The organism is Pseudomonas sp. OV226 (assembly GCF_003148705.1).
Lineage (GTDB): Bacteria > Pseudomonadota > Gammaproteobacteria > Pseudomonadales > Pseudomonadaceae > Aquipseudomonas.
This window is the reverse complement of sequence record NZ_QGGS01000003.1, coordinates 498,211-510,619: the sequence shown is the minus strand read 5'-3', so window position 1 is coordinate 510,619 and position 12,409 is coordinate 498,211. Positions and strand designations below refer to the sequence as shown.

Below are 12,409 nucleotides of genomic sequence, written 5' to 3'. Positions count from 1 at the left end.
ACCAAGGAACAGCAAATGGCGACTCTACTGGTGCTGCACGGCCCCAACCTGAACTTGCTCGGCACCCGTGAACCGGGCACCTACGGCGCGACGACACTGACGCAGATCAACCAGGACCTGGAACGCCGCGCCCGTGAAGCCGGCCATCATTTGCTGCACCTGCAAAGCAACGCCGAGTACGAATTGATCGACCGCATCCACGCTGCCCGCGGCGAAGGTGTGGACTTCATTCTGATCAATCCAGCAGCTTTTACGCATACAAGTGTCGCATTACGTGACGCGCTGCTGGCGGTGAGCATCCCATTCATCGAAGTGCATTTGTCTAACGTGCACAAACGCGAACCTTTCCGCCATCACTCTTACTTCTCCGACGTAGCGGTGGGAGTGATCTGCGGCCTTGGCGCCAGCGGTTATCGACTGGCCCTGGAGGCTGCACTAGAACAGCTTGAAACACAGGCAACGACTTGAACTACAAGCGTTAAACGCCCCTGACCGACCCTTGGGAGTTGATGATTCATGGATATCCGTAAAGTTAAGAAACTGATCGAACTGCTGGAAGAGTCCGGCATCGACGAGCTCGAGATCAAGGAAGGCGAAGAGTCCGTACGTATCAGCCGTCACAGCAAGACGCCGGCTCAGCAGTACTACGCACCTGCTCCAATGCACGCTCCGGCTGCCGCGCCTGCCGCTGCTGCTCCGGTTGCCGCAGCCGCTGCTCCGGCAGCACCGGCCGCCCCCGTCCTGAACGGCACCGTTGCCCGTTCGCCGATGGTCGGCACCTTCTATCGCAAATCTTCGCCATCCTCGCCTTCGTTTGTTGAAGTCGGCCAGACCGTGAAGAAAGGCGACACCCTGTGCATCGTCGAAGCCATGAAGATGATGAACCACATCGAAGCTGAAACCAGCGGTGTGATCGAATCCATCCTCGTCGAAGACGGCCAGCCGGTTGAGTACGACCAACCGCTGTTCACCATCGTTTGAACCGCGGAGAAACTTTGATGACTGCGAAGTTGGAAAAAGTTCTGATCGCCAACCGCGGTGAGATTGCCCTGCGGATCCTGCGGGCCTGCAAAGAGATGGGCATCAAGACTGTCGCCGTTTACTCCAAGGCTGACAAAGAATTGATGCACCTGGGCCTGGCAGACGAATCCGTCTGCATCGGTCCGGCCTCTGCCGCGCACTCTTACCTGCACATTCCGGCAATCATCGCCGCGGCCGAAGTGACTGGCGCTACCGCCATTCACCCGGGCTACGGTTTCCTTGCGGAAAACGCTGATTTTGCTGAACAGGTCGAGAACTCCGGCTTCGCCTTCATTGGCCCGAAAGCCGACACCATTCGCCTGATGGGCGACAAGGTATCGGCCAAGCACGCCATGATCGCTGCGGGCGTTCCAACCGTTCCGGGTTCCGATGGCCCACTGCCTGAAGACGAAGAAACTGCTCTGCGCATTGGTCGCGAAGTCGGTTACCCGGTGATCATCAAGGCCGCTGGCGGCGGTGGTGGTCGCGGCATGCGCGTTGTGCATAAAGAAGAAGACCTGATTTCTTTCGCAAAACTGACCCGCACCGAAGCTGGCGCGGCGTTCGGCAACCCGATGGTCTATCTGGAAAAATTCCTGACCAACCCACGTCACGTGGAAGTCCAGGTACTTTCCGACGGCCAGGGCCACGCCATCCATCTGGGCGACCGCGATTGCTCGCTGCAACGTCGTCACCAGAAGGTTCTCGAAGAAGCGCCGGCACCGGGCATCGACGAGAAAGCACGCCAGGAAGTCCTCGCTCGCTGCGTCAAGGCCTGCATCGACATCGGCTACCGTGGCGCCGGCACCTTCGAGTTCCTTTACGAGAACGGCCACTTCTACTTCATCGAGATGAACACTCGTGTCCAGGTAGAACACCCGGTTTCGGAAATGGTCACCGGCATCGACATCGTCAAGGAGATGCTCAGCATCGCCGCTGGCAACAAGTTGTCGTACACCCAGGACGACGTGGTGATCCGCGGTCACGCCCTGGAATGCCGAATCAACGCCGAAGACCCGAAAACGTTCATGCCTAGCCCGGGCACGGTCAAGCACTTCCACGCACCAGGCGGCAACGGCGTTCGCGTCGATTCGCACCTGTACAGTGGTTATGCCGTTCCGCCGAACTACGATTCGTTGATCGGCAAGCTGATCACCTACGGCGCAACCCGTGACGAAGCCATGGCGCGGATGCGCAATGCGCTGGACGAAATCGTTGTCGACGGGATCAAGACCAACATCCCGCTGCACCGCGACCTGGTCCGTGATGAAGGCTTCTGCAAAGGGGGCGTGAACATTCACTACCTCGAGCACAAGCTGGCTGGCGAGAAGCACTAAGCTTCGACCCGATCAACAAAGCCGCCTTCGGGCGGCTTTGTTGATTCTGGGCATTGCAACAGCCCTGTAGCAGCTGGCGAAGCCTGCGTTCGACTGCGAAGCAGTCGTGAAATCAAGCGATGCGGTGTTTCTGGAAGACCGCGCACTCAGGTTTTACGACTGCTTCGCAGCCGAACGCAGGCTTCGCCAGCTGCTACAGGTGCGCGTTGCAACATCGCTGCTGCGTTCGGAGCTACCTCACTCCCACAAAAGCCCCGCGCTCGCGTAAACTTGCGCGCTTCTCGCAGCCCGCTAGGCTGCAATCAATATTTTTCAAAGGTGCCCGCCATGCCTTGGCTGCAAGTCCGTCTCGCCATCAGCCCAGAACAAGCCGAAACCTACGAAGACGCTTTCCTTGAAGTGGGCGCCGTCTCGGTGACCTTCATGGACGCCGAAGATCAGCCGATCTTCGAGCCAGAACTCAACACCACCCCGTTGTGGTCGCACACGCACCTGCTGGCCCTGTTCGAAGGCGGCACCGAAGCCGGCCCGGTACTGGCCCACCTTGAGCTGCTGACCGGTAGCCCGCTGCCCGAGCATCACAGCGAAGTGATCGAAGACCAGGACTGGGAACGCAGCTGGATGGACGGTTTCCAGCCAATGCGTTTCGGCCAGCGCCTGTGGATCGTTCCAAGCTGGCATGCCGCGCCGGAGCCTGACGCCGTCAATCTGCTGCTGGACCCGGGCCTGGCGTTCGGCACCGGCACCCATCCGACCACCGCGTTGTGCCTGGAATGGCTCGATGGCCAGGACCTCAAAGACTGCAACGTGCTGGACTTTGGCTGCGGCTCGGGGATTCTGGCGATTGCCGCCCTGCTGCTGGGCGCCAAGGAAGCCGTTGGTACCGACATCGACGTGCAGGCCCTGGAAGCCTCGCGCGACAACGCCGGTCGCAACAACATCGACGACGCGCTGTTCCCGCTGTACCTGCCGCAAGATCTGCCGCAGGTGAAGGCTGACGTCCTGGTCGCCAACATCCTTGCCGGCCCGCTGGTTTCCCTGGCGCCGCAGTTGTCCAGCCTGGTCAAGTCCGGTGGTCGCCTGGCGCTGTCGGGCATTCTCGCCGAACAAGGCGAGGACGTTGCCGCCGCCTACGCTCAAGACTTCGATCTGGACCCGATTGCCAATCGCGATGGCTGGGTGCGCATCACCGGCCGTCGGCGCTAGAATGAACGCCTGCATAGACCGGATCGCCGCATGACCGACAGCTTCGTCACCCAGTGCCCGCATTGCCAAACCAGCTTCCGCGTCAGCCATGCTCAGTTGAGCGTGGCCCGAGGGGTGGTTCGTTGTGGCTCCTGCTTGCAGGTGTTCAACGCCGCCAAACAATTGCTGGACCAACGGGCCGACAAAGAAGCCGTCAAACCGGTAGCCCCAGCCATCGTCGAGCCGCCGGTACAGCGTGCCATCAGCCAAAAGCAATGGACCGCCTCGGAACTGGATCTGGACAGCCTGGACCTGGACAGCCTGGACCTCGACGAAGAGCTCGCCCGGCTCGAACAACGGGAAATCCAGCCGACCACCGAATTTGGCCGGCACCGCGAAGACGGCCTCAGCGCTCGACGCGATTCTATCGAGCACGATGAAGAACCCTGGTCCGACAGCCTCTTCAGTGAGTCGGCGGCCGACCGAGCACCACCCGTAGAAACCGAACAGCCACAAACAGACGCCGAACCGGGCAAACACTCGCGAACCGAGCCTTCGTTTTCGCTGGAACCGGTGGATCTGGACGATGAGAACCAGGTGCCCCATCTGCGCCTGCACGACCCACTCGACTCCCCTCTTAACCGCGACCGCCTGTCGGCGACCGAGACGCTCGACGACGACCTGCCCTCAGTCGAACCGTTGCGCAAACGTCGTGAGCGCAGCGAACCGGGTGTGCGCGCCGAAGTCCTGCAGGACCTGACCGACGACCCGCTGCAACTGGATTGGCAAAAACGTCGATCGCCCTGGGGCCGACGGCTGTTCTGGTTGCTGCTGGTCCTGCTCGGCGCCGCCGCGCTGGCGGGCCAATACATTGCCTACCACTTCGACGAACTGGCGCGTCAGGACCAATACCGCCCCTGGTTCCAGCAACTGTGCCCGCAAATCGGCTGCACGGTGCCCTCCAAAGTCGACATCGCCAAAATCAAAAGCAGCAACCTGGTGGTCCGCAGCCACCCGGACTTCAACGGCGCACTGGTGGTCGACGCGATCATCTACAACCGCGCCCCGTTCTCCCAGCCTTTCCCGCTGCTAGAGTTGCGCTTTGCCGACCTCAATGGCCACTTGATCGCCAGCCGTCGCTTCAAACCCGGCGAATACCTCAACGGCGATCTCGAAGGCATGGCCGAAATGCCGCCGCAAACACCGATCCACATCGCGCTGGACATTCTCGACCCAGGCGCCAAAGCGGTGAACTACAGCCTGAGTTTCCACTCCCCCGAGTGAATCGCATCACCGCTACAGGCTTGACGGCATATTTCTGACTGGGACCGCTCACACCAAACTGCGGGTAATAACAAAATAACTGTTCAGATTTTGTTCAATTCAGCCTTTATCCAGTCATCGAGAGCGGGTATCATGCCAACCCTTTTTCGAACTCTAATGATCCGGCCCCACAACAGGGAAGTCCTATGTCGGCGGTACGCATCGGTCCATACACATTGCAAAACGGCTTGATCCTCGCCCCGATGGCGGGAGTCACCGACCAACCCTTTCGTCAGCTGTGCAAGCGATTGGGTGCGGGGCTAGTAGTCTCGGAAATGGTCACCAGCGACATGAGTTTGTGGAACACCCGCAAGTCGCGGATGCGCATGATCCACGAAGGTGATCCCGAGCCACGCTCGGTACAGATCGCCGGTGGTGATGCGCAGATGCTGGCAGACGCAGCCCGGGCCAACGTCGAGCTGGGTGCTCAGATTATTGATATCAACATGGGCTGTCCGGCGAAGAAGGTCTGCAACAAGGCTGCCGGTTCCGCGCTGTTGAAGGATGAAGCATTGGTTACCGAGATCCTGCAGGCCGTCGTGGCTGCGGTGGATGTGCCGGTGACCCTGAAGATCCGCACTGGCTGGGACCGGGACAACAAGAACGGCCTGACGGTGGCGAAGATTGCCGAACAGGCAGGCATTACGGCGCTGGCGGTCCATGGCCGCACCCGTGCCGATTTGTACACCGGTGAAGCCGAGTACGACACCATTGCCGCGATCAAGCAGGCGGTGTCGATGCCGGTCTTCGCCAATGGCGATATCGACTCGCCCGAGAAGGCCCGGTACGTGCTCGACGCGACCGGTGCCGATGGCTTGTTGATTGGTCGGGCTGCCCAGGGGCGGCCGTGGATTTTTCGCGAGATCGAGCATTTCCTGCGTACCGGCGAGAAACTCCCGGCGCTTGAATTGATCGAGGTGGAACGCATTCTGCTAGAGCATCTGGCTGCCCTGCACGTCTTCTATGGCGATGTCCTGGGTGTCCGTATCGCTCGAAAGCATGTGGGCTGGTATCTCGCAACCTTGCCGGGCGCCAGGGAGTTTCGCGCCCACTTCAATCGTTTGGATGGTACGGAAACACAATGCGCCAACGTTCGGGAGTTCTTCGCCGAACGTTACAAGAGCCTGACAGGGGACGGAGAAGGGGTGGCCGCATGACGATGATGACCGAGACTTTAGTGAGTGGAACAACACCCGTGAGCGACAACGTGAATTTGAAACAGCACCTCAATACGCCCAGCGAAGAAGGTCAGACCCTTCGCGGGAGTGTCGAGAAGGCGCTGCACAATTATTTCGCCCACCTTGAGGGCGCTGCCGTCACGGATGTGTACAACCTGGTGCTCTCCGAAGTCGAGGCTCCCCTGCTCGAGTGCGTGATGAACTACGTCAAGGGCAACCAGACCAAGGCCAGCGAGCTGCTCGGGCTCAACCGAGGCACGCTGCGCAAGAAACTCAAGCAGTACGATTTGCTGTAAGCATTCAATCAAACCAGAAAGGCGCCCGCGTAAAACCGGTCGCCTTTTTTGCTGACTCCTTTGCTTTTGATGGAAATTGAAATGACCGACCAGACTACCCGCCTGCCGATCCGCCGCGCCTTGATCAGCGTTTCCGACAAGACCGGGATCCTCGAATTCGCCAAGGAGCTTGAAGCCCTGGGCGTTGAGATCCTTTCTACCGGCGGGACGTTCAAGCTGCTGCGTGACAACGGCGTTGCCGCAGTGGAAGTCGCGGACTACACCGGTTTCGCAGAAATGATGGACGGTCGGGTGAAAACCCTGCACCCGAAAATCCACGGCGGGATCCTCGGTCGTCGCGGTATCGACGACGCGATCATGAACGAGCACGGCATCAAGCCGATCGATCTGGTCGCGGTCAACCTGTACCCGTTCGAAGCCACCATCAACAAGCCAGGCTGCGACCTGCCGACGGCGATCGAGAACATCGACATCGGCGGTCCGACCATGGTCCGCTCGGCAGCAAAAAACCACAAAGACGTGGCCATCGTGGTGAATGCCAGCGATTACGCCAATGTCCTGGAAAGCCTGAAAGCAGGCGGCCTGACCTACGCTCAGCGTTTCGACCTGATGCTCAAGGCGTTCGAACACACCGCCGCCTACGACGGCATGATCGCCAACTACATGGGCACTGTGAACCAGGCGGCTGACACCCTCAGCACAGAAGGTCGTAGCGAATTCCCGCGCACCTTCAACAGCCAGTTCATCAAGGCTCAGGAAATGCGCTACGGCGAGAACCCGCACCAGAGCGCGGCGTTCTACGTGGAAGCCAAGCCTGCCGAAGTGGGCATCGCCACCGCGACCCAACTGCAAGGCAAAGAATTGTCGTACAACAACGTGGCCGACACCGACGCCGCGCTGGAATGCGTGAAGAGCTTCGTCAAGCCAGCCTGCGTGATCGTCAAGCACGCCAACCCGTGCGGCGTTGCCGTAAGCCCGGACGCCGAAGGCGGTATCCGTCAGGCCTACGAACTGGCTTACGCCACCGACACCGAATCGGCCTTCGGCGGCATCATCGCCTTCAACCGTGAACTGGATGCCGAGACCGCCAAAGCCATCGTCGAGCGTCAGTTCGTCGAAGTGATCATCGCCCCGAGCGTCAGCGAAGAAGCTCGCGCCATTGTCGCCGCCAAGGCCAACGTGCGCCTGCTGGCCTGCGGCGAATGGTCGGCTGATCGCGCCGCTGCCTGGGACTACAAGCGCGTCAACGGTGGCCTGTTGGTACAGAGCCGCGACATCGGCATGATCGGCGCCGACGACCTGAAAGTCGTGACCAAACGCGCACCGACCGAACAGGAAATCCACGACCTGATCTTCGCCTGGAAAGTCGCCAAGTACGTCAAGTCCAACGCCATCGTCTACGCCAAGAACCGCCAGACCATCGGTGTCGGCGCTGGCCAGATGAGCCGTGTGAACTCCGCCCGAATCGCTGCGATCAAGGCTGAGCATGCCGGCTTGCAAGTCGCCGGTTCGGTCATGGCATCGGACGCTTTCTTCCCGTTCCGCGACGGTCTGGACAACGCGGCCAAGGTGGGTATCACTGCGGTGATCCAGCCAGGCGGCTCGATGCGTGACAACGAAGTGATTGCAGCAGCCGACGAGGCTGGCATCGCGATGGTCTTTACTGGCATGCGCCACTTCCGTCACTAAGCGAAACGCGGTCGGTGTAGCAGCTGCCGTCAGGCTGCGTCCGGCCGCGAAGCGGTCGTAATCGATTTATCGCCGGAAGGTCGTACCGACCTTAACGCAGCCTTCGGCAGCTGCTACAGGGGTTGTGCCGCTCTCTAGTGCCAACCCTTCACAGAATTAGCGTCATCCGAGGTTTTTGAAATGAATGTTTTGATCATTGGCAGCGGTGGCCGTGAACACGCCCTGGCCTGGAAAGTGGCTCAGGATCCGCGCGTGCAGAAAGTATTCGTCGCGCCCGGCAACGCCGGCACCGCCATCGAAGCCAAGTGCGAGAACGTCGCTATCGATGTTCTGGCCCTTGAGCAACTGGCCGACTTTGCCGAGAAAAACGTTTCCCTGACCATCGTCGGCCCGGAAGTGCCGCTGGTGGCAGGCGTGGTCGATCTGTTCCGCAGCCGTGGCCTTGACTGCTTCGGCCCGACCGCTGGCGCCGCTCAGCTGGAAGGTTCGAAAGCCTTCACCAAAGACTTCCTGGCGCGCCACAAGATCCCGACCGCCGACTACCAGAACTTCACCGAGATCGAGCCAGCCCTGGCTTATCTGCGTGAAAAAGGCGCACCGATCGTGATCAAGGCCGACGGCCTGGCCGCCGGTAAAGGCGTCATCGTTGCCATGACCCTGGCCGAAGCCGAAGACGCCGTGCGCGACATGCTCGCAGGCAACGCGTTTGGCGAAGCGGGCTCGCGCGTCGTGATCGAAGAATTCCTGGATGGCGAAGAAGCCAGCTTCATCGTCATGGTCGACGGCAAGAACGTACTGCCAATGGCCACCAGCCAGGACCACAAGCGCGTCGGCGACGGCGACACCGGTCCGAACACCGGCGGCATGGGCGCTTACTCCCCTGCCCCGGTCGTGACCAGCGAGGTGCATCAGCGCGTCATGGACCTGGTGATCTGGCCGACCGTTCGCGGCATGGCCGATGAAGGCAACGTCTACACAGGCTTCCTGTATGCAGGCCTGATGATCGACAAGGCTGGTAATCCAAAAGTCATCGAGTTCAACTGCCGTTTCGGCGATCCTGAGACCCAGCCGGTAATGCTGCGCTTGCAGTCGAGCCTGGTCTTGCTGGTTGAGGCCGCTCTGGCACAAGCGCTGGACAAGGTCGAAGCGCAGTGGGATCCACGTCCGAGCGTCGGTATCGTGCTCGCCGCTGGCGGTTATCCGGGTGATTACGCCAAAGGCGTGGCCATCAACGGTCTGGATGCAGCCGCCGCCCTGGAAGGTAAAGTCTTCCACGCGGGCACTGCACTCAAGGACGGTCAAGTCGTGACAGCCGGTGGCCGGGTGCTCTGCGCAACCGCCATGGGCGCCAGCGTCGATGCGGCTCAACAGCAGGCTTACAAACTGGCGGCTAAAATCGATTGGGAAGGCTGCTTCTACCGCAAGGACATTGGCTACCGAGCCATTGCCCGTGAACGTGGCGAAAGCCAGGAATAAGGCCATTCATTTGGCCGGGCAAGGGCCGCTGGTCCTTGCCGCACTATTCCGGCACCGCGCATAGTTATAATCTGGCATCAACCTACGAAGGGATTTCGCCGTGCGCTGGCTCAGGATTGCCATAAGTCTTACCGTCACGCTGCTGACCCTGCTCTGCATGCTCCCGGCCCAGGCCGCGCAAGGCAGTGGTTGGGCGGTATTGCTCGACGAACAGGGCGACCTGCAGCTTAGCGACATCCGTTCCGCTCGCTACACCAATCAATTCAGTCCCATCGAACTCGAGCGCCTCACGGCGGCCGAGCCCGATGGTGCGTTGTGGCTGCGTTTCAGGCTGGCCCCCGGCAAGCATGAACAATTGCTGCGGGTGTTCGCCCCCGATCTGTCGGCACTCAATCTGTATGTACTCGACGGCGACAAGCTGATCGATCAATTGAACACCGGCACCAGGCAACCCCAGGCTAATCGCCCCCTGCCCAACAGCGACTTCATGTTGCCGCTGCCGCAAAGTGACAACACCCTCGACGTCTACCTGCGGCTGGTCTCTGAACACCAGTTACGACCTTATATCACCCTGCAATCGGCGGTCATGACCGCGGCCGATCAGAACCAGACGTTGATCTACGGCCTGCTGTTCGGCTGCATCAGCATGCTGATCCTGCACAACTTCGTCCGCTACGCCTACACACGCTCGCGCAGCAGCCTTTGGCTGGCCTGGTGTGAAGGGTTGTTGATGCTCAGCCTGCTGTTGCTGCTGAACCTGGCCGGCCCATGGTTACCCGACTGGCACGCCATCCAGACGCCGGGCGCCTACCTCGCGTTACTGCTGACCGCGCCGAGCGGCCTGATGTTCGCCTACCGCTTCTTTACCCCGCTCGGCCCGCACCCGCTGAACAAATTGTTGCTGGCGGACATTCTGTTCATTGTCGTCTGCGGCTTGTTGCTGTTGTTCGTCAACACACTGCCGCTGAACATCATCACCTACGTCTTGGTGGCTCTGGCCGGCTTGAGCATGTTGTTCGTCAGCGCCTATCACTGGCAAAAAGGTTATCGCCCGGCACGCTTTTTCGTCGCGGCCATGGTGGTGTTCAACATTGGCGCACTGGTCATCCTGCCCGCGCTGCTGGGACTGACTCAGCTCGCACCGCAAGATCTGATCATCACCCTGTTGGTGGTTATCTGTATCAGCGGCCTGCTGATGAGCATCGCCCTGAGTGAACGTCAGCGCCGCATCACCGAAGACCGCTTCAGCGTCAGCCGTGACCTGGCCGCCAGCAACGCCGAAATCAATGCAAAAGCCGAGTTCCTGGCGAAAATCAGCCATGAAATCCGCACCCCCATGAACGGTGTACTGGGCATGACCGAACTGTTGTTGGGCACGCCCCTGTCGGTCAAGCAACGCGACTATGTGCAAACCATCCACAGCGCCGGCAATGAGCTGCTGACCTTGATCAACGAGATACTCGACATCTCCAAGCTCGAGTCAGGGCAGATCGAACTGGACGACGTGCAGTTCGACCTCAACGCTTTGATCGAAGACTGCATGAGTATCTTCCGCGCCAAGGCCGAGCAGCAGAATGTCGAGCTGATCAGCTTTATCCAGCCGCAAGTACCGCGCGTCATCAGTGGCGACCCTACACGCCTGCGTCAGACCCTGCTGAGCCTGCTGGAAAACGCGCTGAAGAAAACCGACGAAGGCGAAATCCTGATCGTCGTCGCCCTCGATGAACGCAGTGCAAAACCGCGACTGCGCATTGCGGTGCAGGACAGCGGTGTGCCGATGGAGGCAGAAGAGCGCGATGCCCTGATGCACGCCGAACTGCACAGCAAGCACTTCCTTTCGGCAACGAGTCTGGGCGGCAATTTGGGGCTGGTGATCGCCCGTCAACTGATCCGCCTGATGCAGGGCGAGTTCGGCATCAAGACCGGCGCCAACCAGGGCAGCACCTTGTGGCTGACGCTGCCCCTGGACCCGGACCGGCTTGAACACCCGACCTCTGACCTCGACGGACCGCTGCAAGGCGCGCGCGTGCTGGTGGTGGACGATAACGACACTTGCCGCAAGGTGCTGGTGCAGCAATGCAGCGCCTGGGGCCTGAACGTCAGCGCCGTGCCGTCCGGCAAGGAAGCCCTGGCACTACTGCGCACCAAGGCTCACTTGCGCGATTACTTCGACGTGGTCCTGCTGGACCAGAACATGCCTGGCATGACCGGCATGCAACTGGCGGCCAAGATCAAGGAAGACCCGAGCCTCAATCACGACATTCTGCTGATCATGCTGACCGGCATCAGCAATGCACCGAGCAAGATCATTGCACGCAACAGCGGGATCAAACGCATCCTCGCCAAGCCCGTGGCCGGCTATACCCTCAAGACCACCCTCGCCGACGAACTGAGTCAGCGCAACAAAGGCCCGGCCGCTTCGCATCACCTGTCGCCCGGCTCGGCGCTTCCGGTCAAGGTTCCGAGCGATTTCCGCATCCTGGTGGCCGAGGACAACACGATCTCGACCAAGGTAATTCGCGGCATGCTCGGCAAGCTCAACCTGCAACCAGACACCGCCAGCAATGGTGAAGAGGCGTTGCAGGCGATGAAAGCCCAACGCTACGACCTGGTGTTGATGGACTGCGAAATGCCGATCCTCGATGGTTTCTCTGCCACCCAGCAACTACGCGCCTGGGAAGTCGGCAATCAACGCACACGCACCCCCGTGGTGGCATTGACCGCGCATATCCTCGCCGAGCACAAAGAGCGTGCGCGCCAGGCCGGTATGGACGGGCATATGGCCAAGCCGGTCGAACTGTCGCAGTTGCGTGACCTGATCGAGCATTGGGTTGCCCAGCGTGATCAGCAGAATCGGGCAGCCGCTCCGACCTCCTGACTGAACCTCAATCAGGTAACACGCTGC

At 60.4% G+C, this 12,409-nt stretch carries 10 protein-coding genes; all 10 read left to right on the top strand.

Annotated elements, in window-relative coordinates; translation table 11 throughout:
• The first annotated feature begins 15 nt into the window (after positions 1 to 15).
• The 10 genes from aroQ to C7534_RS08265 all read left to right on the top strand — a co-directional run bounded on the left by aroQ (position 16) and on the right by C7534_RS08265 (position 12,382).
• Entirely contained in the window at positions 16 to 468 is a 453-nt protein-coding gene (aroQ, locus tag C7534_RS08310) for a type II 3-dehydroquinate dehydratase (RefSeq protein ID WP_109785496.1), read from the top strand.
• Between the two features lie 48 nt (positions 469 to 516).
• Positions 517 to 981: an acetyl-CoA carboxylase biotin carboxyl carrier protein gene (gene accB, locus C7534_RS08305; RefSeq protein ID WP_046032993.1), complete on the top strand. Its 465-nt coding sequence runs from the start codon at positions 517 to 519 to the stop codon at positions 979 to 981.
• Between the two features lie 17 nt (positions 982 to 998).
• On the top strand, positions 999 to 2,357 hold the full coding sequence (gene accC, locus C7534_RS08300; protein ID WP_027921899.1) for an acetyl-CoA carboxylase biotin carboxylase subunit: 1,359 nt from the start codon (positions 999 to 1,001) through the stop codon (positions 2,355 to 2,357).
• Positions 2,358 to 2,684: 327 nt separating this feature from the next.
• Positions 2,685 to 3,563 carry a 50S ribosomal protein L11 methyltransferase gene (gene prmA, locus C7534_RS08295; RefSeq protein WP_046032994.1) on the top strand — a complete coding sequence of 293 codons (879 nt, stop codon included), beginning with the start codon at positions 2,685 to 2,687 and terminating at the stop codon, positions 3,561 to 3,563.
• A gap of 30 nt (positions 3,564 to 3,593) precedes the next feature.
• Positions 3,594 to 4,826, top strand: coding sequence for a DUF3426 domain-containing protein (locus C7534_RS08290; protein ID WP_046032995.1), 1,233 nt, complete (start codon positions 3,594 to 3,596; stop codon positions 4,824 to 4,826).
• A 185-nt stretch (positions 4,827 to 5,011) separates the two neighbouring features.
• Complete coding sequence (gene dusB / locus C7534_RS08285) at positions 5,012 to 6,022, top strand: tRNA dihydrouridine synthase DusB (protein WP_109785495.1); 1,011 nt, start codon at positions 5,012 to 5,014, stop codon at positions 6,020 to 6,022.
• Positions 6,019 to 6,339, top strand: a complete 321-nt coding sequence (fis, locus tag C7534_RS08280) for a DNA-binding transcriptional regulator Fis (RefSeq protein WP_007907419.1) — start codon at positions 6,019 to 6,021, stop codon at positions 6,337 to 6,339. The genes dusB and fis overlap by 4 nt, the downstream gene beginning before the upstream one ends.
• Positions 6,340 to 6,420: 81 nt before the next feature.
• Positions 6,421 to 8,028 carry a bifunctional phosphoribosylaminoimidazolecarboxamide formyltransferase/IMP cyclohydrolase gene (gene purH, locus C7534_RS08275; RefSeq protein ID WP_046032997.1) on the top strand — a complete coding sequence of 536 codons (1,608 nt, stop codon included), beginning with the start codon at positions 6,421 to 6,423 and terminating at the stop codon, positions 8,026 to 8,028.
• 180 nt (positions 8,029 to 8,208) lie between these two features.
• Entirely contained in the window at positions 8,209 to 9,504 is a 1,296-nt protein-coding gene (gene purD, locus C7534_RS08270; RefSeq protein WP_109785494.1) for a phosphoribosylamine--glycine ligase, read from the top strand.
• Positions 9,505 to 9,604: 100 nt separating this feature from the next.
• A complete protein-coding gene (locus C7534_RS08265; RefSeq protein ID WP_046032999.1) occupies positions 9,605 to 12,382 on the top strand; it encodes a hybrid sensor histidine kinase/response regulator in 2,778 nt (925 codons plus the stop codon).
• The last annotated feature ends 27 nt before the right edge of the window (positions 12,383 to 12,409 follow it).

Coding starts and splice junctions, on each gene's coding strand:
- aroQ (WP_109785496.1), top strand. CDS start 16: ATGGCGACTCTACTGGTGCTGCACGGCCCCAACCTGAACTTGCTCGGC.
- accB (WP_046032993.1), top strand. CDS start 517: ATGGATATCCGTAAAGTTAAGAAACTGATCGAACTGCTGGAAGAGTCC.
- accC (WP_027921899.1), top strand. CDS start 999: ATGACTGCGAAGTTGGAAAAAGTTCTGATCGCCAACCGCGGTGAGATT.
- prmA (WP_046032994.1), top strand. CDS start 2,685: ATGCCTTGGCTGCAAGTCCGTCTCGCCATCAGCCCAGAACAAGCCGAA.
- C7534_RS08290 (WP_046032995.1), top strand. CDS start 3,594: ATGACCGACAGCTTCGTCACCCAGTGCCCGCATTGCCAAACCAGCTTC.
- dusB (WP_109785495.1), top strand. CDS start 5,012: ATGTCGGCGGTACGCATCGGTCCATACACATTGCAAAACGGCTTGATC.
- fis (WP_007907419.1), top strand. CDS start 6,019: ATGACGATGATGACCGAGACTTTAGTGAGTGGAACAACACCCGTGAGC.
- purH (WP_046032997.1), top strand. CDS start 6,421: ATGACCGACCAGACTACCCGCCTGCCGATCCGCCGCGCCTTGATCAGC.
- purD (WP_109785494.1), top strand. CDS start 8,209: ATGAATGTTTTGATCATTGGCAGCGGTGGCCGTGAACACGCCCTGGCC.